Origin of the sequence: uncultured Halomonas sp., assembly GCF_947501415.1 — a bacterium.
In the GTDB taxonomy this organism is placed as follows: Bacteria; Pseudomonadota; Gammaproteobacteria; order Pseudomonadales; family Halomonadaceae; genus Halomonas.
The window spans coordinates 376,156-399,935 of the sequence record NZ_CANMVL010000002.1 but is presented as its reverse complement, the minus strand read 5'-3'; the positions used below and the strand labels follow the sequence as shown (position 1 = coordinate 399,935).

The window sequence follows — 23,780 nt, the reverse complement described above, 5'->3', positions numbered from 1 at the left end:
GGCGGCCTGACGCCGATGATGTCCCGATCCGAGCTTAGCTGACCTGTCAGGTGGTCCGAAGGATGGGGACCACTTCAGAGCCTACGTTGCGCCTGGTCATTGAGACCGCTGGGTCTGCCATGCTGCCGTATCAACATGGCGGGGCGCTGGAGCAGGGGCCTATCTGTCACCCTAGTTGTCATCTAAACAGGTTGAGAGGTGATCAACGTGTTTATCCCTCAGAGCGTGAGGAAGCCATCTCCAAGAAAACAAGCGGAGAGCTCCGAATAGACGCCTTCACCGGAGCCGTGGCGCCTGCAGGGACTGATCAGTCCGACTGTTCGTTGTGCTGCGGCTTGCCTCGGCGCTGGGTGGAGGCCATCTTTTCCAGCTCCTCCTCGCTCATCGAGTCGTACATCGATCTTGCTGCTCCGTCGAGATCGCTGACTTTCTGCTCGCCGCGCCGGGCTGCCAGCGCTGCACCAGCCGCCATTTGCTGAGCCTTTGATTTTGCCGGCATGTTGCTTTTTCCTCTGCAGTTCAAGGAGTGTTGCTATCCCTGAAGTAAAGTATGCAATATTCAACAGGGTGGCAGCAAAAGGTTGATGAGGCCCCAGGTTGTGCACTAGCTTTACTCCCCGAATAACCTAGGAGGAGGAGCTATGCGCGATACGCAGGATCTTTTTCCGACCCGGTTGGAACGCAAGCTGGACATGTTCGAGCGCATTGATCCAGTCGTTCACAGCGATGACGAACAGCGCGTGGATGGACCGCTGAGCCAAAAGGAGCTGGATGAATTCGAAGTAAAGGGCTTCCTCTCGTTCGAAAATTTCTTCGATAGGGAAGAGATGCAGGCCTTTATCCAGGAGCTGCGTGAATACGAGGACGACGAGGACTTGAAGCTCTCGGAGGGTGCCGTTCTGGAGCCGGGAAAACAGGAAATTCGCTCCATCTTCGGCATTCATTCAATCTCCGATCGCTTTAGCCGCCTGACACGGGACCCGCGGCTTTTGGCCATGGTCCAGCAAATCCTCGGCAGCGATGTATATATCCACCAGTCGCGCATCAATTACAAGCCGGGTTTTAAAGGCAAGGGCTTTAACTGGCACTCTGACTTCGAGACGTGGCACAGCGAAGATGGCATGCCGCGCATGCGCTCCCTGAGCTGCTCGATCATTCTGACCGACAACGGCGAATTCAACGGCCCGCTGATGCTGATCCCCGGCTCCCATAAGTACTTCATTCCCTGTGTTGGACGCACTCCCGAGGACAACTACAAGGAATCGCTTAAGAGTCAGGAAATCGGTGTGCCGGATGCCGCGAGCCTGAAGTCCATGATGATGAAGAACGGCATCGAAGCGCCCAAGGGCGACTCAGGTTCGCTTGTGATGTTTGAGTGCAATACGCTCCATGGCTCCAATATCAACATGTCCTGCTGGCCGAGGAGTAATCTTTTCTTCGTCTACAACAGCGTGGAAAATACTCTTCACGACCCTTATTGCGGCAACAAGCCGCGCCCGGAATTTCTTGCTGCGCGCAAGGACTGGGATCCCCTCAAGCCCGTAGACGCCAACAAGCGATCTTAGTTGCAAACAGGGCGGTGTAGTCGACAGCGCGGCCCCTTAACTGCCGTCTTCTTCCGGCGAGAGGAGCGAGTGTCAAAGGTGTAAAGACGGAGGGCTTACTCATGACAGAACGTAAACAACCCCCGCAGCAGCAAACACATCAGCCTGGCGCGGAGCACAAAATGCATCCGGAGCCCGAGTATATTCGTGAGAGTTACCGGGGAAGCGCCAAACTCAACGACAAAGTGGCCGTGATTACCGGTGGCGACAGCGGTATTGGCCGTGCGATTGCGCTGCATTTTGCCCGCGAAGGCGCTGACTGCGTGCTTGTCTACCTGGACGAAACCCGAGATGCTGAAACGACCCAAAAGCTGGTCGAGGCCGAGGGGCGGCGCTGCCTGCTGCTCCAGGGGGACGTGGGCGAGGCGACGTTCTGTCGGGAAGCGATTGACCAGACTCTCGCGACGTTCGGCAAGGTCAATATCCTTATCAACAATGCCGCTGAGCAGCATGACTGGGACGATGTCACCCAGATACCAGATGATCAGCTTTTGCGCACATTTCAGACTAACATCTTCAGCCACTTTTTCCTGACCAAGGCTGCTCTGCCCCATATGCAGCATGGTGACAGTATCATCGCCACCTCTTCCATCAACGCCTTCAAGGGCAACGATACCCTGATCGACTACTCTGCCACCAAGGGCGCGATACAAGGGCTGGTGCGCTCTTTGGCGGTCTCGCTGGTCGATCAGGGCATCCGCGTCAATGCGGTAGCGCCCGGGCCAGTTTGGACGCCGCTGATACCTGCCAGTTTCGATGCCGAAAAAGTCGCAGGCTTCGGCGGCCAGGTACCTATGGATCGTGCCGGACAGCCCAGCGAGATAGGCCCGGCCTACGTCTATCTAGCCAGCGAAGAGTCATCCTATATGACCGGACAAACTCTTCACCTTAACGGGGGCGTCGTGCTCAACACTTGATAGTGTGTAAATCGGCTCGCTGACGATGAGTTTGTCCACCTCAGCGAGCCGTTTCTCTAACCTTACTGACTGACCAATTTCGCCCGGCTGGTGCCGTTGCCCTGAGGCGCCACCTGGATCTGCACCGGGATGCGCTCATGCATCTCCTGCACATGGGAGATGACGCCGACCCGGCGGCCCAGGGCCTGCAGGCCGTCGAGCGCCTCCATGGCGAGCGCCAAGGATTGCGGATCGAGGCTGCCGAAGCCCTCGTCGATGAACAGCGATTTGATGGTGAGCTCTCCGGAGGCCATGGAGGCGAGCCCCAGGGCGAGGGCCAGCGAGACCAGGAAGGTCTCGCCGCCGGAGAGCGAGTGCACCGAGCGGCGCTCGTCGGCCATGTCCAGATCCACCACCAGCAGTCCCAGCTCGCTGCCGCCGCGAATCAGTCGATAGCGGCGGCTCAAGCCCGCCAGATGGGCGTTGGCGTGCTCGAGAAGCTGCTCCAGGTTGTAGGCCTGGGCGATGCGCCGGAATACCTTGCCGTCGGCTGAGCCGATCAGCTCGCTGATACGTCCCCAGCGACGGAACTCGGTGCGGGCGGCCTCCAGTTCGCTCTGCCCGGCCTGCTGGCGCTCGCGCCGGCGATCGTCATCGTTGAGTGCGAAGGCGGCCTCGTCCCGTGCCTTCTGGGCCGCCTCCAGCCTGGGCGCGAGCTCGGTCTGGGTCTGTTCCAGTGCCTCCTGGCGCCGCTGCAGCTCGGCGGTCACGGCCTCGTTCAGCAACGCCTGGTCGTTGCCTTCAAGGCTCTCGTCCTCGACCAACTCCTGGCCGCGGCGATGATTCAGCAGGGCGGTGCGGCGCTCCACCAGCGTGGCGGTGGCGCGCTGGCGCCGGGCATCGGCCGCCTCGATTCTCCGCTCCTCCTCGCGAGCCGCGTCGTCGCCCTGGGCCAGCAGCCGTGCCAGGGTGGCATCACTCAGCCCTGGGTTAGCCTGGCGCCAGGCGTCGAGCTCCTGGGTCAGGCGCTGTTGCTCTTGCTTTTGCTGCTCCAGCTGTCTGGCTTCGTGTTCTGTCTGCTGGGCAAGGCGCTGCTGCTCACGCTGGGTCTGATGCAGCCGAGCCAGGGCGCCGTCATAGGCCTGGCGGGCGCTCTCCTGATGCGCGTCGAGCCGCTGCTGCCAGGCGTCGGGCGAGGCGTGTTCGCCGAGTCGCTCGGCAAGGGCCCGCGCGAGCGTGTCGCGCTGTTGGCGCAGCGGAGGCAGCTGGGCGGCGAGTTCGGCCAGCCGCTTGGTGGCGCTGGTTGTTTCAGTCTCCAGGCGGGCCAGTGCGAGCTGCCCGTCTTGGAGGGCCTTCTCCAGCGGGGCCAGTTCGGCGCTGGCCCGGTTCAGGGCCTCCAGCGACTGGCGCTGCCGCTGACGCTGCTCTTCGCTCTGCCGGCGCTGGGCCTGCAGCCAGGCGTCGCGGTCGGGTTCGTCGATGCCTTCAAGCTCCCCGTAAAGCGAATGCTGGGTCAGTGCCTGGAGGGTGTCGTCGCACCACTGTTTAGCGGCCTTGAGGTCGTGATCTAGCTGCTTGAGGGAGCGTTCCAGTGCGCGATAGTCGCCGACCAGCTCATCGCGCTGCTGCTGGGCGGTATCCAGGGCGCTGCGCGCCTCCTCCAGCTGGCGGGTCTCCTCCTGCTGCTGGGCGGCGAGCTGGGCCGTCTCGGGGGTTGCCGGCGGCTGGTGCCGCCAGGGGTGGTCGAGACCGCCGCAGACCGGGCAGGGGGAGTCCTCCTCGAGGGCCTCGCGCAGGCGTACCACGCTCTCGCTGCGCACCGCGCGGCTGCGTTCGACCAGTGCGGAGACGGTGGTGAAGTGCGCCTGGGTACGGTCGAGATGCTCACGGGCGGCCTGGCCCTCGGCCAGCAGCTTGTCGCGGCGGTCGCGTTCCTGGCCTAGCTGGGTGGCGAGCCTCTGGTGGGCCTGCCGGGCGCGAGCGAGCTCCTGCCAACGGCTGCCTAGCGCCTCCAGGGCGAGGTGACGCTGGGCCGCCCGATCATGGGCCTGCTGGCAGTCCTGGCGGGCGGCGTCGAGGTCGGTGTGAGTGCCCATCAGCTCGTGCAGCCGTGCCTGCCACTCGTCGCGCTGGCGCTGACGCTCATGCTGGGTGGCCTGGGCGTGGCGGTGCTGCTCCGTGATGTGGTCGGCGAGTCGTTGCTGCTTGTCGCGTGCCGCTTCCAGCTCCTCGAGGCGCTGATCCAGAGTCGCCAGGCTCTGGGCCTGTTCGCGGGCCTGGCGCAGCTCGGGCTCGGCGCGGCGGTAGCTCTCACGAGCCTCGTTCATGGCCTGCTCGGCCCGTTCGAGCGCCGTGCCGGCAGACTGCTGCTCGGCGTCGGCGGTCTCGCGAGCGGTGATGGTCCTGGTGTAGGTCGATTGCAGTTCGGCGATCTCGCCGGGCAGCTCGGCATGACGGACGAGGGCGTGACGCCGCGGGGCGATCAGCCGACGCCAGTCACGGTCGGCACGCTGCTCGGCGAGGGCCTGCCACGCATGTTCGGCGGCCTGCTGCTCGGCATGGCCGTCCCGATAGCCTTCGTGCAGCCGGGCGTCCTCATGGAGCCATCGCTGCTCGCCCTTGAGTGACTCCGCCTGCGTCTGCAGGTCGTTCAGGGCCTGGCGACTGACCAGTGCGGCGTGCTCCAGCTCGGCGCGGGTCTCCGGCGTGGCGGGCAGGTCCTCGGCGAGTCGCGTTTCCAGCGCCTCCACTCCCTTTCTTGCCTGGCTGGCGCGGTGGTAGGCGGCCATCGAGATCTCGGAGTATTCACGCGTGCCGGTCAGGCGTTCCAGCAGGTCGCTGCGGGCGTTGTCGTCGGCCTGCAGGAAGGCGGCGAACTCGCTCTGGGCGAGCAACACGGCGCGGGTGAACTGCTCGAAGGTGAGTCCCAGGCGCTCCGGCAGCAGACGATCGAATTCACGCTTCTGGGTCGTGAGCAGGCGATCGTCCTCGAGATCGCGTAACGACTGCTCGGCTTTCTGCAGCTTGCCGGTGACCTTCTCCCTGGCGCGACGCACCGCCCAGCGGGCGCGGTAGCGGCGCCCGTCGCGGCCCAGGAAGTCGACCTCGGCGAAGCCCGAGGCGGTGCCCCGGCGCAGCAGGGTGCGCGGGTCACTGGTGGTCAGCGTGGAATCTGGGGTGTCGTCGACCTGGCTGTCCCGGGCCGGCGCCTGGCGCAGCCGCGGTGTACCGCCGTAGAGCGCCAGGCACAGGGCGTCGAGCAGGGTGCTCTTGCCGGCTCCGGTGGGGCCGGTGATGGCGAACAGGCCGGCCTCGCTGAGGGGTGGCGTGGTGAAGTCGAGCTCGAGTGGGCCGGGCAGGGAGGCCAGGTTCTCCAGGCGCAGGGCGAGGATTCTCATGGGCGCGCCTCCTCGGCTGGTGACGGTTCAGCCAAGGTGTTGTCGTCCGAGGTGGCATCGGCGTCGAGCACGTCCTGGCGCAGGCGGTCGAAGTCGGCGAGCACGTCCTCCTCCGGCGGCTGACCCCAGCGTTTCTCCCAGGTGCGCTCGAAGAGCTTGCGCGGGCCCAGGGTCTCCAGGTCGACTCGGGTCCTCTGATCGTCGTCTTCGATCCGGGGCAGGCGGCGCTCGAGGCGCAGCAGGCGCAGCGCCTTGCCCTCGAGGGCGGCCTCCACGCGGGCACGTAGATCGGGGGTCGGTGAGTCGAGCTCCACGCGCACCTCCAGCCAGGGCCACAGGTCTCTCGGCCGCTCTCGCCCCTGAACGTCGGGTTGTGCATGGTCATCTTCCAGGGCCTCGAGCTCGGCCAGCACCTGCTCCAGCGGCGCGGGTCCGACGCGGTGCATGGCCACCGGGCGGGGCACGGGAATCGTCTGGATCTCATCCAGGGCCTCGCCCGCCAGGGTCACCTCCACCACCTGGTGGGGATAGGCCACCTCGCTGAAGTCCAGCGGCAGGGGGCTGCCGCTGTAGCGGATGCGTGCCTCGCCGACCTGCTGGGCGCGGTGCAGGTGGCCCAGGGCAACGTAGGCAATAGAGTCCGGGAACAGGGCGGCGGAGATCGACTCCTCGCCGCCGATCACGATGGGGCGCTCACTGGCCTCGGACACCGCGGCACCGTGCAGGTGGGCGTGGCTCATGGCGACCAGAGCCTGGCCAGGCTCGCGGCACTTTCCGGCGGCATCGATCAGCTGTCGGTGCACCCGGGTGATGCCAGCCACATAGTCGTTGGGGGTATCGTCGGGGCCGTCGTCGCTCGCCAGCGCCGCGCCGGTCACCTCGGCGGGGCGCAGGAAGGGCAGGGCGAGGCACCAGGCACGCGTCTCGCCCGAGGCGCCGGTGAGCGGCACCAGCAGGCGTTCGGCGTCGAGGGTGCCGTCGTCCAGCCAGCTGACCCGGCCCAGGGCGTGGGTGCGCAGACGGCGCATCAGCGGGGCGGGTAGCTCGATGCGGTTGCCGCTGTCGTGGTTGCCGGCGATCAGGACGATATCCAGCGTCGGCAGCCGCTCATGAGCGGAAACGATAAAGTGGAACAATAGCTCCTGGGCACGCAGCGAGGGATTGACCACATCGAAGATATCGCCGGCCACCAGCAGGGCGTCGGCCTGACGCTCCTCCAGGGTGTCGAGCAGCCAGCTCAGGAAGGCGCGGTGTTCGGTGTGGCGTTCCTGGCCATGAAAGCTCTGGCCCAGGTGCCAGTCGGCGGTGTGGATCAACTTCATGGTGTCTCCCTTTCCATCCAGCGTCCCGAAGGCGTTAGTCTACGTGACTCATAGCGGCTGTTCAGGAGTACTGATGACGACGACGCCACACCATGACTGGAATCTGTCGCCGAAGGACGCCATCGCCCTGCAGAAGCGCCTGGCCAGACGAGTCGAGCGGGAGGATCGCCTGACCGAGGTGCGCCATCTCGCCGGTGTCGATATCGGCTTCGAGCAGGGCGGTGAGATCACCCGAGCCGCCGTGGTAGTGCTGGCCTGGCCGCCGGAGGCCGGCGGTGAGTTCTCGGTGGTTGAGCGGGTGGTCCATCGAGAGCCGACGCGGATGCCCTATATCCCGGGGCTGCTGTCGTTTCGTGAGGTGCCGGCGGCGTTGGCGGCATTCGAGCGGTTGAGCGTACGACCGGATCTGGTGATGGTGGACGGCCAGGGCATCGCGCATCCCCGGCGGCTCGGGGTGGCCAGTCACCTGGGGCTGTGGCTCGACCTGCCCACCATCGGCGTGGCCAAGTCGCGGCTGTGCGGTCGTCACGCCGAGCCGGGCGCCGAACGGGGAGAGTGGACGCCTCTGGTCGACGGTCCTGACGATGAGGTGATCGCGGCGGTGCTACGCTCGCGGCCCAGGGTGAAGCCGATCTTCGTCTCCACAGGCCACCGGGTCTCGCTGCCCACGGCCCTCGAGTGGGTAACGGCATGTCTGCGGCGTACCAAGCTGCCGGAGCCGACCCGGCTGGCGGATCGTCTGGCCTCGCGTCGCGGGGGAGAGGGTGACCAGACGCCATGAACAGGGGAGGCGATCGAGAGGCCTAAGGCAGACATCGAGGCGAGGCGCCGCTGCGCTATACTGCCGGCTCACTTCCCCAGCGAGCCGACCATGACCCCAGCCGTTGATCCCCTTGCCGTGACCCGCCAGTGGGTGGAGACCTTCGTGGTCGCCCGCAATATCTGCCCCTTTGCCGGCCGAGAGGTGGCCCGCGACACCATCCGCTATGTGGTACAGGATGCCAGCGACTGGAAGCCTGCCCTGCTGGCGCTGGTGGCCGAATGTGAGCGTCTCGACGAGACGCCTGACATCGAGACGACCCTGCTGGTGCTGACGCCTGGGCTAGCGGCCTTCGATGACTATCTGAATTTTCTCGAGATAGCCGAGGCGCTGCTGGTGGACCAGGGCTATGAAGGGGTCTATCAGCTGGCCAGCTTTCATCCGGACTACTGTTTCGCGGATGCCGAGCCGGAGGATCCCGCCAACTTCACCAACCGCTCACCCCTGCCGATGCTGCACCTGCTGCGCGAGGCAGGGGTGGAGAAGGCACTGGCTCACCACCCCGAGCCCGAGGCGATACCCGAGCGCAATATGGCGGCGCTACGCGAGGAGGGCCATGCTGGGCTCAGCACGACCCTCGCCAGGCTGCGGGGGCAGATCGAAGACATCTAGATCTTGATATCGTAGTCGACGTATTTGCGCATCAGCTCATCGTAGGTGCCGTCCTGCTTGATCTGGCGGAGTGCCTCATTGAACTGTTCCGCCAAAGCTTCATCGCGAGGATGAAAGGCAACCGCCACGCCGTGCCCAAAATAGCTCTTGGGCTCGCGGATCAGCGGTGAACTGGTAACGATGTTGCTGCCTTCGGCATCGACATCGAGTGCCGACAGTGCTAGTGGATAGTACATAAAGGCTGTGTCGAGACGCCCTGTCCGGACGTCCAGGGCCAGATCCTCACCGGTGGCATAGCGGCGGACGTCGACGATATCGCCGTAGGTATCGGTGATGTAGTTGTCGCGGATAGTACCTCGCTGCACCCCGACCGAAAGCCCCTTTAGCGAATCTCGATCCTCGATATCGATCTCCTGGCCGGCCTGAGTAACCCAGACGCTTGGATTGCTGTAGTAGGGCTCTGAGAATAGCACCTTGTTGCGACGCTCTTCGGTGATTGCCATCGATGACATGATGGCGTCGTACTTGCGGGCCAGCAGGCCGGGGATGATGCCATCCCACCCCTGTTCTACCCACTCGCACTCGCGTTCGATGCGTTGGCATACCTCTTCGCCCAGCTCCACTTCGAAACCGGTCAGGGTGCCGTCGGGAAGACGATACTCGAAGGGCTCGAAGGGAATATCCACGGCGAGCCTCAACGGGTCTTCGGCGTGAACAGAAGAGGCCAGCAACAGCGAGGCCAGGATTGCCGAGAGAGTAGAGGAGAGTCGAAGCATTAAATTTTCCTTGTGATTGTTATGTGGCAGTTATTATATGAGCATCACATAAAACTACCACGCACTCCTGTGACTGAGCCAGTGCACTTGGTGATCAGTAAGGCTCGTAGATTTCCAGCGCAGAGATGATGTGAGTACCAAGCGGCGTGCAGTCAGAGCATCTTGCCGTATGGAGCTCATATCCCCATAGTCTATGGTGAAGGATGATCGACCGACTCACATGAGCCAAGTATAAGGAGACGTCATGAGCATCGAGAACACCGCAAGTGCACAGTGGAAGGGTAGCCTGAAGGAGGGAGGCGGCTCGCTCTCCACCGGTAGCGGCGCACTCAAGGAGACGCCCTATGACTTTCGCCGCCGCTTCGAGGGCGCCGAGGGCACCAATCCCGAGGAGTTGATCGGGGCCGCCCATGCGGGCTGCTTCTCCATGGCGCTGTCGCTGGTGCTGGGTGAGGCGGGCTATACCGCCGACAGCATCGACACCCAGGCCAAGGTGACCCTGGACCCGGACAGCCTGACGGTTACCGATGTCCACCTGACCACCGTGGGCCGCGTGCCGGGTGCCGATCAGGCGGCCTTCGAGGAGGCGGCCAACGGTGCCAAGGAAAACTGCCCGATCTCCAAGCTGCTGACCGCCAGGATCACCCTCGAGGCGACACTGAAAGAGTGACGGAGCGCCTCTCCGGAACCTTCTGCGAAACATGGTTACCGCTTGGGGCGGTACCTATCACGCCGGGGCAGCCGAATGGCGGTCCCGACGTTGTTATTGTGGCCACCAAGTCGCCGCTGCCTCAGGCGGGGGACTCTGCCTCACGGCGGCTGCGCATTGCCGCCTTCGCCAGGGCGCGGATCAGACGCTGCTGGGGGCGGTTGAAGATCAGCCACTCGGGATGCCACTGCACGCCGATCAGGAAGTCGTGATCGCGAGACTCGATGCCCTGCACCAGGCCATCGCGATCCCGGGCGACGATCTCGATGCCGCGCCCGGCCTGCCTGACGGCCTGATGGTGCAGGCTGTTGATGCGACACCAGCTGACCCCCAGGACGCGATGCAGCTGGCTGTCCCCCACGATATCCACGGTCTTGCGTGGCAGCACGGTGCGGCGCCGCTTGAGCCCCTCGTGAGTGGTGTAGATATCCGGGTCCAGGGTGCCGCCCAGGTAAACGTTGATCAGCTGGGCGCCACGGCAGATGCCGAGCACCGGCGTGCCCCGGGGGATAAAGGTCTCGAGCAGCTCCAGCTCCAGCTCGTCGCGCTGCGGGTCGACACGCACGTCGATCTGTACCTCGGCGTCATAGAGGTGGGCCTGGATGTCGTCACCGCCGCCGATGATCAGGCCGTCGAGGTATTCCGGCCAGGGCCTTGAAGGCGATAGTCGAAGAGGACGGCCGCCGTGGCGCCATACCGCAAACCAGTCGAAGAGCCAGGCGGTATGGCTCTTGCGATCCGAGGTGGTGATGCCGATCAGTGGACGCTTGCTCATGAGGCCTTCACCCAGCGGCGCAGGTTCAGCCACAGCCGAGTGAGCGGCGAGCGGGTGTGCTTGGCCACATAGCCGGCGGCGCGGCGCCTGAGCGTATCGGTGTCGGCGGCCAGCTTCTCCACCTCCAGCCAGCGGTTCCACTCGACCGCCGAGCCCCAGTCGGGCTGTGAGAGTCGCGCGTCGGGCAGCCGATAGTGGAAGGTGGGTCGCGCCTTGACCAGCTTGTTGCGAAACAGCTCGTGGGGGTAGTCGGGCCGCAGGTGGGCGAACAGCGGGGTCATGTCGAGCTCGCGGTTACGGGTCGGGTTGTCGGCCAGATAGTCGCGGATCAGGGTGTCAAGATCCGGGTTGTAGTCCGCCGCCAGTATCTTGAGGGCATAGGCCTTGGGAAAGGGGTTGGCGTGGGGCAGGACCTCGCGGGTGATATCGACATCGATCTGCTCACGCAGCCACTCGGCGGTGAGCAGATAGGCGCGCAGGTGGTCGAGCAGGCTGTCGACTTCGAGACTGGGGACCTCGGGGTTTAGGTGCAGTCCGAAGCCGTAGAGCAGGCTGTCGTCGGTTCCCTTGGCGCCATGTTCACGCAGCGCCGCGAACAGCGCATCGAGCTGTTCGAGTTCATGCCAGGGAATCGGCGGACAGACGATCTCGGTGGGCACCAGGCCGGTGACCACATCCCCGATCAGCTCCCGGGCACGGCTATGCAGGTCGACCCTCATCTGGTGGCGGTGGCGCTCCCATTCGCTGTCGCCACTCGGCATGGCATCCAGCACTTCCGCATCGGGATGGGCATACTGGGTGTCGAGCTCGATGGTGAAGGTGCCCCAGCGAGTCTCCTCCACCTTGAGGCGGTGGGGGCTGAGCGCCTTGACCTCGCCGCCGAACAGCGTGCAAACCACGGCGGCGGTATCCTGAGGTGGCAGGCCCGCAAACTCGATCTCGACACCCACGCGGCGGGTTTCGCCCTCGTGAGTCGTGGGTTCGGGTGGCGGTAGTGGCGTCATGGCGGCATCCTGTGCGTCACATGGGAGCGTCTGGGAGCGTATCATACTGACCTCCGCCTACGGCGCCTCGCTTACCCATCGACATGGAGGTGTGATGTACCCATACCGCTGCCCCGGCCGATACGCAACCACCTGGGCGTTACTGCTTGGACTCCTGCTGATTCTTGCCGCCTGGCTGCTGCCCGTGGCGTCCGCTCAGGCGCAATCGGTCAATCTGCCGGGCCTGGTGACCTCCGCGGAGGATCAGCAGCAGCATGACCCTGAGGCCTTCCAGGAGTCGCTGCAGCGTATCATCGCCACCCTCGAGGATGCCGAGCGGCGGGGCCAGCTGCTGGAGAGCCTGCAGGACCTGCAGAGCGTCCATGGCGAGGCGGTCGAGGAGCGTGGCATCGCCCCGCGGGAGGGCCTGCTCGGGGCCCTGGCGGAGACCATCAGCGATCTTGGACAGCAGGCCGAGGGGGAAGCGTCACCGGTGGCACACTGGAAGGCGCAGCTCAACCAGGGCTGGCATGACCTGAGCGCCCTGGTGGCCGAGACCGGTAACGCCGACCTGATTCGCTTCGCGATCGAAGCCATGGTGCTGCTGATGATCTGGGGCGGACTGCTGGTGATCCTGATCGCCCTCGGGCGCCTGCTGGCCAGGCGTCGTGGCTGGCCCCTGGATCTGCCCCGAGAGCCGCGTGCCTGGCTGCTCAGTGTGCACTTCCTGCGCCGCATGCTGCCCTGGGGCCTGGCCTTCGTGCTGGTGTTGGGGGTTGGCCAGCTGGTGCCGCCCAGTAGCGGACGCGTGCTGGCACTGGTGGTGGCCTATGTCGCGTTGTGTGGTCGCACCCTGTCGGTGGTGGTGGAAACCTTTATATCGGAATTCACTCGCGGACATCGCTTCGTGGCGGTGCAACTGGTGCAGAACCATGGCCTGCGCCCGCTGTTCGTGATCGGTGCCCTGGTGGCGCTGGGAGATGCCTTCAACTCCGGGCGCCTCACCCTGCTGCTCGGTGCCGAGCTGGCCGGCCTGCTCTCGGTGCTGGCCAATATGCTGGCGGCGCTGCTCAGCGTGCGGTTCATCTTCATGTTCAAGCGGCCCATCGAACATATCATCCGCAATCGGCCCTGGCGTGAGCGCCGCGAGCCCGGTGCCAGTGCCAGTATCGTGCAGGTGCTGGGCAGCCTGTGGCACGTGCCCGCACTGCTGCTGGTGGGCGGCTCGCTGGTCGCGATCTTCGTGACCGGGGGCGACGTGGGCACTGCCCTGGCGCGCTCCATCATCTCGGCGGCACTGCTGGTGCTGGCGCTGGTGGTCACCGGCCTGGTGCGCCGCCATGGCGAACGTCGCAAGCGGCGTCAGCGCCGGCGTCGCGTCAGCCAGTATCGCGTGCGTCTCGAACGCTTCGGTTATGTACTGGGCCATGTTGCGGCCTGGGTCGCCTTCGCCGAGCTGTTCCTGCAGGTGTGGGGTGGCTCGCTGCTGGGCGTTGGTAGCGAGGGGGTCGCCAGTGCCCGTATCGGTCAGGCGCTGATGGCCATCGCCCTGACCCTGCTGCTGGCCTGGCTGGCGTGGATCTTCGCCGATACCGCCATCCAGCGTGCTCTGACCAGTTCGGTGCGCTCCCGTGGGCGGCGCGTCAATCAGGCCCGCGCCCAGACCATTACGCCGATGATCCGCAACGTCATCTTCACCACCATCGTGATCATCGCCGCCATCGTCGGGCTGGCCAATCTGGGGGTCAACGTCACGCCCCTGCTGGCCGGTGCCGGTGTGATCGGTCTGGCGCTCGGTTTCGGCGCCCAGACGCTGGTGCAGGATCTGATCACCGGCATCTTCATCCTGATCGAGGACTCCCTGGCCGTGGATGACTTCGTCAGGATCAACGGTCATATGGGCACGGTGGAGGGGCTGACGCTGCGCACCGTGCGCCTGCGCGATCTCGACGGCATCGTGCATATCATCACCTTCAGCCGTATCGAGTCGATCCATAACATGTCGCGGCAGTTCGGTATCGCGCTGATGAAGATTCGCATCCCCTACGAGATGCCGATCGACGATGCCATCACCCTGATGCAGGAGACCGCCCAGACGCTGCGTCAGGACCCGATGATGCGTCACTACATCTGGTCGCCGCTGGAGATGCAGGGGATCCACGCCTTCGAGGATGGTTGCCCGATCCTGCGGATGCGCTTCCGTACCGCTCCCGAAATGCAGTGGGACGTCTCCCGCGCCTTCAACCTGCTGCTCAAGCAGCGCATGGAAGCCCAGGGTGTCGACCTCGGCGTGCCACGGCTCAGCGTCAGCATGGAGGGGCAAGGTGGTGGCCGCCTGGATGGCGCCAGCGAGTACGGCGACGACCAGGCCAGTGAGCGCGATGCGTCCGGCCGCGCCCCGGGGCGTGCCGGTGTCGCCGACCCCCACCACCAGACGAGCAGCAGTGGCGGCTCGCCCGATCCGGGCTAGTTGCCCAGCCTAGAGTGAGTCGCCCATGATTCAGGTCGAACGTCAGGACAGTCTCCATCTCAAGGTTTCCCGCGTACTGCAGGAGGAGACCTCGCACCGGCTCGATCTCTTTCTGTTCGTGCCGGGGGAGCTGGGCCTGACCGGTCAGGTGGTTCCCGAAGAGGACTTCTATCACGGCTCCATCTATGTGAAGCGCACCTACTTCAGCGACCGCTACCGTCTACCGCTGGTACTCAGTCGTCTGGCCGAGCGCGGCAAGCTCGATGCCGAGCACTATCGCCTCAGCCTGAGCCTCTATGCCTATCAGTATGTGGTGGCCATGGAGAGCGCGATTCAGCCGCTGATCGATGATGTGCGGCGCGCCAGGAAGGACGAGAAGGTGGAAAAGGCCGAGAGGGAAAGGGAGGAAGAGGGGGACGCCCAGACCAGGGGCGTCGATAGACGCGCCTCCGAGCCGCGTTCTCAGCCGCAGAAGGCGTCGGAAAGTGAGCAGATGTCGGAGCTGGAGCACAGGCTGGCCGAGCATGTCGATCTGGCGGTCAGTATTCTCAGCCGCTTGCGGCGTCAGGAACCCAGTGACGAAAGCCTGCACCGCTATTTCGCCACCATCGACAACTACCTCTCCTGGTTTACCGAGCAGCGCCTGCTGGCACTGCTTGCCGGCCTGCCCCGGGGGTCACGCTTTCGCCCGATACGCGCACGGCTGGCGGAGATCAGTCGAGCCGAGGATGCCTACCGCCGCGAGCGAGAGTACAACTCCGCCCGGGTGACCCGCGATCCGACGCGGATGTCCAACAAGATGCGTCTGCTGCGTCGGCTGATCGAGCACCCGGTGACACTCAAGCAGAAGAACCAGGAGCTTGGCGGTGCCGAGCAGAAGGCGGTAAAGGCGATGGCCACCGCGGTGGTGATGGTATTCGTCTCCCTCGGGCTGCTCGAGATTCGCACCGTGCTGGCCGACCTCACTGCGCTCTTCGTGCTGGCCATGGCCGGCATCTACGCCCTGCGTGAGGTGTTCAAGGATGACCTGCGCAATACCCTGTGGCGGCTGCTGCGTCGTGGGCGACCCAAGTGGCGTCGCCAATACCTGGATCCGACCCGCGACCAGGTGGTGGGGCGCCAGCTGGAGTGGTTCGACTACAAGCGTTTCAACCGTCTCGACGATGAGATCAAGCGTGTGCGCAAGCGCAGCGTGGCACAGCGCGAGGAGGTGGTGCTGCACTATCGCTCCAGCTCGCGGATGTCGCCGACCCGCTTCCTGAGCGGCTACGACCACACCCGCGAGAGCCTGACACTCGATCTGTCACCGATCGCCCGGCTGATGGACAAGAGCAGTCGCCGTGTCTACCGGCTGGGGGAGGGGGACCAGGTCGTGCGTGAGGAGGTGGAAAAGCGCCACCTCCTCAACCTGGTGATTCGCGAAACCCAGGGCAGTGGCCCCGCCACCCTGCAGCGCTGGAAGATCGTCATGAGCCGCTCGCGCATCGTCGATGTGGAGCGGGTCCACGCCGAGGGGCCGGGGCATGAGGAGGGGGCCGACGCCGGTTGAGGCAAGGGGCGGCTGCCTCTGGTGGTGCCGCGCCTCGACGCTCAGGTGTTCAGGCTCTCAACTTCCCAGGTTCTCGGGCCCGAAGGCATCGGGCAGCAGTTCGGCCATGGTGTATTGCTTGAGCAGGTTGCCCTCGGCGTCCACCACACGGATACGGGTGTTCTCGTCGGCGAACTCGCGGATGCGCTGGCGACAGTCACCACAGGGCGTGCACAGCTGCTGACCGGGGCCCATCACGTAGACCTCGTGCAGGCGCCGCTCGCCGGCGCTGGCCATGGCGGCGATGGCGGAGGCCTCGGCGCACAGCCCCTTGTAGTGAGCCACCTCGACGTTGGCCCCGGCGTAGCGGCTACCGCTTTCGCTGACCACCACGGCACCCACCGGATGCCGCGAGTAGGGAGCGTAGGCGCGGTTGCGTACCGCTACCAGCGTCTCGATCAGGCCTGGATCCAGCGTGTTCATGCGTCGGCCTCGCTACTGTCTTGGTGGTCGTCGAGCAGCACGGCATCCAGCGCCACCCGCATCATGTCGTCGAAGCTGCGCTCGCGGGCGCTGCTGTCCAGCGAGTCGCCCTTGAGGATATGGTCCGAGACCGTGCAGATGGTGGCCGCGCGGGCACCGAATTCGGCGGCCACCCCATAGAGGCCGGCGGCCTCCATCTCCACGCCGACGACCCCGTAGCGACGCAGCAGCTCGGCGGTGTCAGGGCGCGGATCGTAGAAGAGATCGGCCGAGAACAGATTGCCGACGCGGGTGGACACGCCCAGCTTGTCGGCGGCATCGACCAGGGCTCGGCTCAGGGCGAAATCGGCGGTGGCGGCGAAGTCCATGCCGGCGAAGCGCGCACGGTTGACGCCCGAGTCGGTAGAGGCCCCCAGGCCAATCACCACATCGCGCAGCGCCACATCATCGCGCACCGCGCCACAGGAGCCGACCCGGATCAGTCGCGTCACGCCGTACTCGGTGATCAGCTCCTTGGCGTAGATCGACACCGATGGAATGCCCATGCCGTGGCCCATGACCGAGACCCTGCGGCCGCGATGCGTGCCGGTGTAGCCGGCCATGTTGCGCACGCGGTTGACCTGCCTGACGTCGGTCAGGTAGGTCTCGGCGATGTACTGGGCGCGCAGCGGGTCGCCGGGCATCAGCACGATGTCGGCGAAGTCGCCCGGGGCGGCGTCGATATGCGGGGTTGCCATCAGCACTCTCCTTGAGCGTTGGAGCCTGAAGAACAGGAAGGAAGGAAACTGGTGCCGTCATCCATGGCCGGCAAGCCGAGCCAGGTGGCCAGGCTCTGGCCGATGTCGGCGAAACTGTCACGGGCCCCCAGGGGGCCGGGTACCAGGCCGCCGCCCAGGGCCAGCACCGGCACCTGCTCGCGCGTATGCTCGGTGCCGCGCCAGGTCGGGTCGCAGCCATGGTCGGCGGTGAGGATCAGCAGGTCGTCCTGCTTGAGCCTGGCCAGCAGCTCGGGCAACCGGGCGTCGAAGGCCTCCAGTGCCGCGGCGTAGCCGGCGACGTCGCGGCGGTGACCGTAGAGGGTGTCGAAGTCGACGAAATTGGTCATCACCAGGGTGCCGACCGGCTCGTCGCCCGAGTCATCGAGGGCCGCCAGGGTGGCGTCCATCAGGGCCTCATGGCCGCTGGCCTTGAGGGTGCGCGAGATGCCGCAGTGGGCGTAGATATCGGCGATCTTGCCGATGGCGATCACCTCCCCGCCGGCGTCGTGAAGCGTCTGCAGCACCGTGGGGGATGGCGGCTCGATGCTGTAGTCACGCCGATTGCCGGTGCGCGCAAAGCCGGTCGCTGCGTCGCCCGTGAAGGGGCGGGCGATGACCCGGCCGATGTTGTAGGGCTCGAGCAGGCGCCGGGCCGTCTCGCACAGGTCGTAGAGTCGCTCGAGGCCGAACGTCTCTTCGTGGGCGGCGATCTGAAATACCGAATCGGCCGAGGTATAGACGATCGGCTTGCCGCTCGTCAGATGCTCCGCGCCCAGGCGGGCGATGATGTCGGTGCCCGAGGCGTGGCAGTCGCCCAGCACGCCGGGCAGGTTGGCGTCGCGGACCAGCGCCTCCAGCAGCGCCTCGGGAAAGCTGTTGTCGCGTTCGAGGAAATAGCCCCAGTCGAAGCGTACCGGCACGCCGGCAAGCTCCCAGTGGCCGGAGGGAGTGTCCTTGCCCGAAGAGATCTCGGCGGCATGCCCCCAGGCGCCGATCACGTCGCTGGGCGGCGTCACCCCGTCGGCCCAGGCGCCGGTGGCGGCATGATGGGCGTGGAATAGCCCCAGGCTCGCCAGGTTCGGCAGCGACAGCGGTCCGCTTCGCGCCGCCTCCGGGCCCGCCGTGGCGCCCTGGGTAGGCTCGCACTCGCCGCGGGCACAGGCGGCGGCGATATGGCCCAGGGTGTCGGCGCCTGCATCGCCAAACTGCTCCGCATCGGGGCCGGCGCCGATGCCGAAGGAGTCGAGGACTAGCACGATGGCGCGGCGATATTTGACGTGAGTCATGGGGTCTCTCCCGGGAGTCGTTGATGGATCGGCGGCGGGGCCGTGGCGGCGGCGTCATCCACGGCAATGGCCGCACGCACCCGGGCCGCGGCGCGCTCGGCGGCGTCATGGCTGGCGGCGTGGACAAGCGCCAGTGGACGCTCGGCGTCGACCGCCTCGCCGATGGCGGCCACCTCGCTCAGGCCGACTGCCGGGTCGATGGCGGCGCCGGGGGTGCGGCGTCCGCCGCCCAGCTCGACCACCGAAAGCCCCAGGGCCCGGGTATCCAGGCGCTGGACGACGCCGGCGCGCTCGGCCGGCACCGCCAGGGTGACCGGCGCTCGGGGCAGGTGTCGTTCGGGGTGGTCGAGCAGGTCACCAGGGCCGCCCAGGCCTGCCACCATGCGGGCGAAGCGGTCGGCGGCCTCGCCCGAGGCCAGCGCGGCTTCGAGGCGGGCCTCGGCGGCGGCCGGGGTGTCGGCCAGGCGACCGGCGATCAGCAATTCACGGGCCAGGCGACGCGTCACCGTCATCAGGCGGCTGTCGTGCCGCTCGCCGGTCAGCGCACGGATCGCTTCGTGCACTTCCAGGGCATTGCCGGCGCAGGGGGCCAGCGGCTGGCTCATGTCGGTGACCAGTGCGGTGGTCGGCGTGCCGGCGCGGGTCGCGACATTGGCGATCGAGGCGGCCAGTTCCAGGGAGGCGGCATGGGTGGGCATAAAGGCGCCGCTGCCGCTCTTGACGTCCATCACCAGGGCGTCGAGCCCGCAGGCGAGCTTCTTGCCGAGGATCGAGGAAACGATCAGCGGCAACGACTCCACCGTGGCGGTGACGTCACGGATGGCGTAGAGGCGTTTGTCCGCCGGGGCCAGCTCGCCGCTCTGACCGACGATGGCCACGCCGACCTCACGCACCAGCCGGCGGAAGGTGGCGGTGTCCGGGGTGACATCGTAGCCCGGGATCGCCTCGAGCTTGTCCAGGGTGCCGCCGGTGTGGCCCAGGCCGCGGCCGGAAATCATCGGTACGTGCCCCCCACAGGCGGCGACCCATGGCCCCAGGACCAGCGAGACCAGATCGCCCACGCCACCGGTGGAGTGCTTGTCGAGCACCGGGCCGGGCAGGTCGTCCCAGGCCAGGGTGAGGCCGGAGTCGCGGATGGCGGTGGTCAGCGCCACCGTCTCGGCCTCGTTCATGCCGTTGAGGTAGATCGCCATGGCCAGCGCACCGACCTGGGCATCGGAGAGCCGGCCGTCGGCGACGCCGTTGACCAGCTCACCGATCGCAGCGGTGTCCAGGACATGGCCGTCACGCTTGGCGCGGATCAACTCCTGGGGTAGCGGCGAGGTCATCTCAGTACCGCTCCTGACCCTTGGCCGGCGCCACCGCCAGGTCCAGCGTGTGCAGCAGGTCGTCGAGCAGGCCCGAGGCACCGAAGCGGAAGTGCGCCGGGGTGATCCAGTTGGCGCCCATCACCCGCTCGGCCAGCTGCAGGTAGGCCTGGGCATCCTCGACGCTGCGCACACCACCGGCGGCCTTGAAGCCCACGCTGCGCTGCAGCGAGGGGGCGCTGGCCTTGATGGTCTCCAGCAGGATCTCGGCGGCCTCGAGGGTGGCGTTGATCTCCACCTTGCCGGTGGAGGTCTTGAGGAAGTCGGCGCCGCCCTCGATGGCCAGCTCGGCGGCGCGACGAATCAGCGCCGGCTGCTTGAGCTCGCCGGTCTCCAGGATCACCTTGAGGGTCGCGTCCCCGGCGGCCTGGTGGCAGCAGGCGACCAGCTCGCGGCCGGTTTCTTCATCGCCGGCCAGCAGGGCGCGGTAGGGAAACACCACATCCACCTCATCGGCACCGGCGGCGACCGCCTCGCGGGTCTCGCGGGCGGCGGCCATGATGTCGTCGCCGCCATGGGGGAAGTTGGTCACCGTGGCCACCCGGATCCTGTCCGCCAGGTCCAGCGCCTTGAGAGTACGCTTGGCAGTGGTGACGAAGGCGGGGTAGACGCAGACCGCCGCGGGGGTGCCGGCGGTGGTGCGGGCGCGGCGGCACAACGACTCGATGCGAGCATCGGTGTCGTCGTCGTTGAGGCTGGTCAGGTCCATCAGCGCCAGGGCCTGGCGTGCGGTGCGCTTGAGATCGTGGGTCATGGTCGCGTCCATAGGTCGTGAAGATTTAGGCGCCCGGGACGGCCCGGGCGCGATGAAGAGCAGATGTCAGCCCAGCGCCGACAGGGCCATGAAGAAGCCGGCGATGGAGGCTGACATCAGATTGGACAGTGTACCGGCCAGCACCGCCTTCAGGCCGAAACGGGCGATCTCGTGGCGGCGACTCGGGGCGATGCCGCCCAGCCCGCCGAGCAGAATGGCGATCGATGACAGATTGGCGAAGCCGCACAGGGCGAAGGAGAGGATCGCCATGGTGTGGGCGCTCATGACCTGGCCTGTGGCGGCCACCACCTGTTCGCCGCTGAGATAGGGGCTCAGATTGATGTAGGCCACGAACTCGTTGACCACGATCTTCTGGCCGATAAAGGAGCCGGCCAGCGTGGCCTCCTCCCAGGGGATGCCGAGCAGGAAGGCGAGAGGTGAGAACAGCCAGCCCAGGATCCACTCCAGGCTCAGCGCCTCGAAGTCGAACCAGCCGCCGATGCCACCGAGGATGCCGTTGATCAGGGCGATCAGGCCGATAAAGGCCAGCAGCATGGCGCCGACGTTGGCGGCCAGCTTTAGGCCCGAAGAGGCGCCGGAGGCCGCCGCGTCGAGCACGTTGCTGGGCCTGTCCTCGTCCTCCTCCTGCTCCTCCTCGATCTTGGAGATGCTGTCTTCGGGGGTGCGTGTTTCGGGCATGATCAGCTTGGCGAACAGCAGCCCGCCCGGCGCGGCCATGAAGGAAGCGGCGATCAGATACTCCATGGGCACCCCCATGGCGGCATAACCGGCCAGCACCGAACCTGCCACCGAGGCCAGGCCACCGCACATGACCGCGAACAGCTGCGAGGGCGTCATGCGGGCGATGAAGGGACGCACTACCAGTGGGGCCTCGGTCTGGCCGACGAAGATGTTGGCGGTGGCCGAGAGGGACTCGGTGCGCGAGGTACCCAGTGCCTTCTGCAGGGCACCGCCGAGGATGCGGATGATCCACTGCATGATCCCGAGGTAGTAGAGCACGGCGATCAGCGAGGAGAAGAAGATGATGACCGGCAGCACCTTGATGGCGAAGACGAAGCCAATGCTATCGACATCGGCCAGGCCGCCGAAGACGAAGCCGATGCCGTCGTTGGCATAGAACAGCACCTGGTTGACGGCGTCGGAAAGCGTCTTGAGCACCGTCTTGCCGAAGGGCACGTAGAGCACGAAGGCACCGATGCCGAGCTGGATGGCGAAGGCGCCGACTACTGTGCGCAGACGAACGGCACGGCGATCGTAGGAGAAGAGCAGGGCGATGGCGATCAGCGTCACCATTCCGACAAGGCTCATGATGAGGGTCATGGGTGTCCCCTTTAGGCGTGAGTTCGGGTCTACGGCAGATTGAACTTGAGGGTATAGATCATGGCGTTCTGATACTGCCCCGGCGTGCCGAGCTTGTCGTTGGCCTGGGCGGGTGGCCTAGACGGGGACGACATCGAACCGTAGGTCGGTGTCCCGGCCGAGAAGGGGTGATGACGGATCATGAAGGGGTCTCGGTGGTTGGTGTTGCGGTTTTGTCCCCGGGGGACGTGGCTCACGTGAAAAGTATAACAGCTAGTGTTATTTTTCTAACATTTTCATGTTGCCGCGAGGGCTCGAAGCATGGCGCAACGCATCAATGAACGTAGCGCACGGCGGGTGGCGCGGCTGGCCGAGGTGCTGGCGGAGCGGGGTAGCCTGCGCCTGGCGGAGGCGGCGACCCTGTGTGGTGTTTCGCAGATGACCGTTCGTCGTGACCTGGCCGCGAGTGATGGCGAATTGATGCTGATGGGGGGCTACCTGGTGCGTGCCGCCGACCCGCGCTACGCCCCGGTCTACGATCTCAACGATCAACAGGACCGCCAGGCCGCCGCCAAGCGCGCACTGTGCCGTAAAGCGGCCGCACGGATCGAGGAGGGGGACACCCTGTTCATCGATTGCGGCACCACCCTGGCGCCGTTGGTGGCTGAGCTTGCCGAGTATCGAGAGCTCACCGTGGTGACTTATGCCCTCAACGTGGCCAGCGCCGTGGCTCGCTATCCGGGGCTTCGCCTGGTGTTGCTGGGTGGGCTTTATCACCCGGCCTCGCAATCCTTCGAGAGCGTTGGGGTGGATGCGGCCGTTGGTCGCCTGGGCATCAACCGGGCCTTTCTCTCGGCGGCGGGGGTACATCCGCGCCATGGTCTGAGCTGTTTCCACTTTCATGAGGTAGCCCCCAAGCGTGCCGCCATCGCTGCGGCCGGTGAGCGCATCCTGGTGGTCGATGCCACCAAGCTGGGGGTGATCCGCCCGGCCCGCTTCGGGGCTCTAGACGACATCGACCTGCTGATCAGCGACGCCGAACCCGAAACGTCGCCTCTGGTGGAGCCTCGGGAGGAGTAACGTCACCTTCGGCGTGAGAAGAGGCGTTAAGGGATCCTGCTCAAGATCAAGGCAAAAGGCCCGGCACGTTGCTATGGTTGATTCTACAAGCCCCTGAACCCGTTGGAGAACGTCGATGCAAGCCGCCGATATCATGACCCGTAACGTCATCACCGTAGGCCGTGACAGCGAGGTGCGAGAGATCGCCAGCCTGCTGCTCGAGCACGGCATCAGTGCCGTGCCGGTGGTGAGCGACAGCGATGAGGTGCTGGGTATCGTCAGTGAGGGCGATCTGATCCGGCGGGTCGAAGATGACAAGCGCAAGTCGTGGTGGTTGCGACTGTTTGCGGTCAATGACCCCGGCGAGTACGTCAAGTCTCATGGTCGCCGTGCTCACGAGATCATGACTCCCGACCCGCTGACCATCGGCGAGGATATGCCGCTTGCGCAGATCTCGCGGCTGCTGGAAAAGCATCACATCAAGCGGGTGCCGGTCGTCAGCAATGGCAAGCTGGTGGGTATCGTCAGCCGTGCCAACCTGCTCCAGGGATTCGCCGTGGTCGGTCCGGAGACTGCCGCGACCAGCGCCGATGATCGCGAGATTCGTGAGGCTATTCGCAAGGAGATCGATCAGAACACCGGCGTGCTGGTGGATCGCATCAACGTGATCGTCAGCCAGGGGCAGGTGGAGCTGTGGGGCCTGGTGGAGAACGACAAGGAGCGCATGGCGGTTCAGGTCGCGGCCGAGAATGCTGCCGGCGTCAAGGAGGTAAAGAACAACCTGGGCTATGTGCCCCGTGGCTTTGGCGGCGCTTGAGTCGATGCGGTGTGACTTTGTCGACGCCAACGTCAAACACGAA

22 protein-coding genes are annotated in these 23,780 nt (G+C 65.7%); 9 read left to right on the top strand and 13 right to left on the bottom strand.

Going from position 1 to position 23,780, the window contains the following annotated elements; all coding sequences use genetic code 11:
- Window positions 1-307: 307 nt before the first annotated feature.
- Window positions 308-499: a DUF3008 family protein gene (locus tag Q0894_RS02610; RefSeq protein WP_299231201.1), complete on the bottom strand. Its 192-nt coding sequence runs from the start codon at window positions 497-499 to the stop codon at window positions 308-310.
- 142 nt (window positions 500-641) lie between these two features.
- Here Q0894_RS02610 and thpD point away from each other — a divergent pair, with 142 nt between their 5' ends.
- Together thpD and Q0894_RS02600 are read left to right on the top strand one after the other, a co-directional pair.
- Complete coding sequence (gene thpD / locus Q0894_RS02605; RefSeq protein WP_299231199.1) at window positions 642-1,565, top strand: ectoine hydroxylase; 924 nt, start codon at window positions 642-644, stop codon at window positions 1,563-1,565.
- Window positions 1,566-1,666: 101 nt separating this feature from the next.
- On the top strand, window positions 1,667-2,521 hold the full coding sequence (locus Q0894_RS02600; protein WP_299231197.1) for an SDR family oxidoreductase: 855 nt from the start codon (window positions 1,667-1,669) through the stop codon (window positions 2,519-2,521).
- Window positions 2,522-2,583: 62 nt separating this feature from the next.
- Here Q0894_RS02600 and Q0894_RS02595 read toward each other — a convergent pair whose 3' ends face one another.
- Both Q0894_RS02595 and Q0894_RS02590 read right to left on the bottom strand, forming a co-directional pair.
- Window positions 2,584-5,898 carry an AAA family ATPase gene (locus tag Q0894_RS02595; RefSeq protein ID WP_299231195.1) on the bottom strand — a complete coding sequence of 1,105 codons (3,315 nt, stop codon included), beginning with the start codon at window positions 5,896-5,898 and terminating at the stop codon, window positions 2,584-2,586.
- The gene (locus tag Q0894_RS02590; protein WP_299231193.1) at window positions 5,895-7,220 is read right to left on the bottom strand and encodes an exonuclease SbcCD subunit D C-terminal domain-containing protein; all 1,326 of its coding nucleotides are present in this window, start codon (window positions 7,218-7,220) and stop codon (window positions 5,895-5,897) included. The genes Q0894_RS02595 and Q0894_RS02590 overlap by 4 nt, the downstream gene beginning before the upstream one ends.
- A gap of 73 nt (window positions 7,221-7,293) precedes the next feature.
- On the opposite strand from Q0894_RS02590, the gene nfi reads away from it, so the two are divergent.
- Together nfi and Q0894_RS02580 are read left to right on the top strand one after the other, a co-directional pair.
- Window positions 7,294-8,001, top strand: coding sequence for a deoxyribonuclease V (gene nfi / locus Q0894_RS02585; protein ID WP_299231191.1), 708 nt, complete (start codon window positions 7,294-7,296; stop codon window positions 7,999-8,001).
- Between the two features lie 90 nt (window positions 8,002-8,091).
- Window positions 8,092-8,652 (top strand): DUF1415 domain-containing protein, encoded by a 561-nt coding sequence (locus tag Q0894_RS02580; protein WP_299231189.1) that lies wholly within the window; start codon window positions 8,092-8,094, stop codon window positions 8,650-8,652.
- Here Q0894_RS02580 and Q0894_RS02575 read toward each other — a convergent pair.
- Entirely contained in the window at window positions 8,649-9,428 is a 780-nt protein-coding gene (locus Q0894_RS02575) for a transporter substrate-binding domain-containing protein (protein WP_299231187.1), read from the bottom strand. The two genes, Q0894_RS02580 and Q0894_RS02575, sit on opposite strands and share 4 nt — an antisense overlap.
- 244 nt (window positions 9,429-9,672) lie before the next feature.
- On the opposite strand from Q0894_RS02575, the gene Q0894_RS02570 reads away from it, so the two are divergent.
- Window positions 9,673-10,098 carry an OsmC family protein gene (locus Q0894_RS02570; RefSeq protein ID WP_299231182.1) on the top strand — a complete coding sequence of 142 codons (426 nt, stop codon included), beginning with the start codon at window positions 9,673-9,675 and terminating at the stop codon, window positions 10,096-10,098.
- 121 nt (window positions 10,099-10,219) lie between these two features.
- Here Q0894_RS02570 and Q0894_RS02565 read toward each other — a convergent pair whose 3' ends face one another.
- Window positions 10,220-10,912 (bottom strand): gamma-glutamyl-gamma-aminobutyrate hydrolase family protein, encoded by a 693-nt coding sequence (locus Q0894_RS02565; RefSeq protein WP_299231180.1) that lies wholly within the window; start codon window positions 10,910-10,912, stop codon window positions 10,220-10,222.
- Entirely contained in the window at window positions 10,909-11,916 is a 1,008-nt protein-coding gene (locus Q0894_RS02560; RefSeq protein WP_299231178.1) for an amidoligase family protein, read from the bottom strand. Before Q0894_RS02560 ends, Q0894_RS02565 begins: the two co-directional genes overlap by 4 nt.
- A gap of 94 nt (window positions 11,917-12,010) precedes the next feature.
- Between Q0894_RS02560 and Q0894_RS02555 the strand changes: the two genes are divergently transcribed.
- Window positions 12,011-14,365, top strand: a complete 2,355-nt coding sequence (locus Q0894_RS02555; RefSeq protein ID WP_299231176.1) for a mechanosensitive ion channel domain-containing protein — start codon at window positions 12,011-12,013, stop codon at window positions 14,363-14,365.
- A 25-nt stretch (window positions 14,366-14,390) separates the two neighbouring features.
- Window positions 14,391-15,914, top strand: a complete 1,524-nt coding sequence (locus Q0894_RS02550; RefSeq protein ID WP_299231174.1) for a hypothetical protein — start codon at window positions 14,391-14,393, stop codon at window positions 15,912-15,914.
- Window positions 15,915-15,971: 57 nt separating this feature from the next.
- On the opposite strand, the gene cdd is transcribed toward Q0894_RS02550, so the two are convergent.
- From cdd to Q0894_RS02515, 7 genes are all read right to left on the bottom strand, one after another.
- Complete coding sequence (gene cdd, locus Q0894_RS02545) at window positions 15,972-16,376, bottom strand: cytidine deaminase (RefSeq protein WP_299231172.1); 405 nt, start codon at window positions 16,374-16,376, stop codon at window positions 15,972-15,974.
- Window positions 16,373-17,113, bottom strand: coding sequence for a purine-nucleoside phosphorylase (gene deoD / locus Q0894_RS02540; protein ID WP_299231170.1), 741 nt, complete (start codon window positions 17,111-17,113; stop codon window positions 16,373-16,375). The genes cdd and deoD overlap by 4 nt, the downstream gene beginning before the upstream one ends.
- Complete coding sequence (locus Q0894_RS02535) at window positions 17,113-18,420, bottom strand: phosphopentomutase (protein ID WP_299231168.1); 1,308 nt, start codon at window positions 18,418-18,420, stop codon at window positions 17,113-17,115. The genes deoD and Q0894_RS02535 overlap by 1 nt, the downstream gene beginning before the upstream one ends.
- Window positions 18,417-19,748 carry a thymidine phosphorylase gene (deoA, locus tag Q0894_RS02530; protein ID WP_299231166.1) on the bottom strand — a complete coding sequence of 444 codons (1,332 nt, stop codon included), beginning with the start codon at window positions 19,746-19,748 and terminating at the stop codon, window positions 18,417-18,419. Before deoA ends, Q0894_RS02535 begins: the two co-directional genes overlap by 4 nt.
- Window position 19,749: 1 nt before the next feature.
- The gene (gene deoC / locus Q0894_RS02525) at window positions 19,750-20,541 is read right to left on the bottom strand and encodes a deoxyribose-phosphate aldolase (protein ID WP_299231164.1); all 792 of its coding nucleotides are present in this window, start codon (window positions 20,539-20,541) and stop codon (window positions 19,750-19,752) included.
- Window positions 20,542-20,607: 66 nt separating this feature from the next.
- Entirely contained in the window at window positions 20,608-21,882 is a 1,275-nt protein-coding gene (locus tag Q0894_RS02520) for a NupC/NupG family nucleoside CNT transporter (protein ID WP_299231162.1), read from the bottom strand.
- Window positions 21,883-21,911: 29 nt separating this feature from the next.
- On the bottom strand, window positions 21,912-22,064 hold the full coding sequence (locus Q0894_RS02515; RefSeq protein WP_299231160.1) for a hypothetical protein: 153 nt from the start codon (window positions 22,062-22,064) through the stop codon (window positions 21,912-21,914).
- 118 nt (window positions 22,065-22,182) lie between these two features.
- On the opposite strand from Q0894_RS02515, the gene Q0894_RS02510 reads away from it, so the two are divergent.
- Entirely contained in the window at window positions 22,183-22,941 is a 759-nt protein-coding gene (locus Q0894_RS02510) for a DeoR/GlpR family DNA-binding transcription regulator (protein WP_366130957.1), read from the top strand.
- A gap of 115 nt (window positions 22,942-23,056) precedes the next feature.
- Window positions 23,057-23,737: a CBS domain-containing protein gene (locus Q0894_RS02505; protein ID WP_132041317.1), complete on the top strand. Its 681-nt coding sequence runs from the start codon at window positions 23,057-23,059 to the stop codon at window positions 23,735-23,737.
- The last annotated feature ends 43 nt before the right edge of the window (window positions 23,738-23,780 follow it).

What these genes read in the sequence shown, in the direction of transcription:
- Q0894_RS02510 (WP_366130957.1), top strand. Translation starts at nt 22,183, where the DNA reads ATGGCGCAACGCATCAATGAACGTAGCGCACGGCGGGTGGCGCGGCTG.
- Q0894_RS02610 (WP_299231201.1), bottom strand. Translation starts at nt 499, where the DNA reads ATGCCGGCAAAATCAAAGGCTCAGCAAATGGCGGCTGGTGCAGCGCTG.
- Q0894_RS02595 (WP_299231195.1), bottom strand. Translation starts at nt 5,898, where the DNA reads ATGAGAATCCTCGCCCTGCGCCTGGAGAACCTGGCCTCCCTGCCCGGC.
- Q0894_RS02515 (WP_299231160.1), bottom strand. Translation starts at nt 22,064, where the DNA reads ATGATCCGTCATCACCCCTTCTCGGCCGGGACACCGACCTACGGTTCG.
- Q0894_RS02580 (WP_299231189.1), top strand. Translation starts at nt 8,092, where the DNA reads ATGACCCCAGCCGTTGATCCCCTTGCCGTGACCCGCCAGTGGGTGGAG.
- Q0894_RS02520 (WP_299231162.1), bottom strand. Translation starts at nt 21,882, where the DNA reads ATGACCCTCATCATGAGCCTTGTCGGAATGGTGACGCTGATCGCCATC.
- Q0894_RS02570 (WP_299231182.1), top strand. Translation starts at nt 9,673, where the DNA reads ATGAGCATCGAGAACACCGCAAGTGCACAGTGGAAGGGTAGCCTGAAG.
- Q0894_RS02600 (WP_299231197.1), top strand. Translation starts at nt 1,667, where the DNA reads ATGACAGAACGTAAACAACCCCCGCAGCAGCAAACACATCAGCCTGGC.
- nfi (WP_299231191.1), top strand. Translation starts at nt 7,294, where the DNA reads ATGACGACGACGCCACACCATGACTGGAATCTGTCGCCGAAGGACGCC.
- Q0894_RS02535 (WP_299231168.1), bottom strand. Translation starts at nt 18,420, where the DNA reads ATGACTCACGTCAAATATCGCCGCGCCATCGTGCTAGTCCTCGACTCC.
- Q0894_RS02590 (WP_299231193.1), bottom strand. Translation starts at nt 7,220, where the DNA reads ATGAAGTTGATCCACACCGCCGACTGGCACCTGGGCCAGAGCTTTCAT.
- Q0894_RS02550 (WP_299231174.1), top strand. Translation starts at nt 14,391, where the DNA reads ATGATTCAGGTCGAACGTCAGGACAGTCTCCATCTCAAGGTTTCCCGC.
- Q0894_RS02575 (WP_299231187.1), bottom strand. Translation starts at nt 9,428, where the DNA reads ATGCTTCGACTCTCCTCTACTCTCTCGGCAATCCTGGCCTCGCTGTTG.
- deoD (WP_299231170.1), bottom strand. Translation starts at nt 17,113, where the DNA reads ATGGCAACCCCGCATATCGACGCCGCCCCGGGCGACTTCGCCGACATC.
- deoA (WP_299231166.1), bottom strand. Translation starts at nt 19,748, where the DNA reads ATGACCTCGCCGCTACCCCAGGAGTTGATCCGCGCCAAGCGTGACGGC.
- Q0894_RS02555 (WP_299231176.1), top strand. Translation starts at nt 12,011, where the DNA reads ATGTACCCATACCGCTGCCCCGGCCGATACGCAACCACCTGGGCGTTA.
- Q0894_RS02565 (WP_299231180.1), bottom strand. Translation starts at nt 10,912, where the DNA reads ATGAGCAAGCGTCCACTGATCGGCATCACCACCTCGGATCGCAAGAGC.
- deoC (WP_299231164.1), bottom strand. Translation starts at nt 20,541, where the DNA reads ATGACCCACGATCTCAAGCGCACCGCACGCCAGGCCCTGGCGCTGATG.
- thpD (WP_299231199.1), top strand. Translation starts at nt 642, where the DNA reads ATGCGCGATACGCAGGATCTTTTTCCGACCCGGTTGGAACGCAAGCTG.
- Q0894_RS02505 (WP_132041317.1), top strand. Translation starts at nt 23,057, where the DNA reads ATGCAAGCCGCCGATATCATGACCCGTAACGTCATCACCGTAGGCCGT.
- cdd (WP_299231172.1), bottom strand. Translation starts at nt 16,376, where the DNA reads ATGAACACGCTGGATCCAGGCCTGATCGAGACGCTGGTAGCGGTACGC.
- Q0894_RS02560 (WP_299231178.1), bottom strand. Translation starts at nt 11,916, where the DNA reads ATGACGCCACTACCGCCACCCGAACCCACGACTCACGAGGGCGAAACC.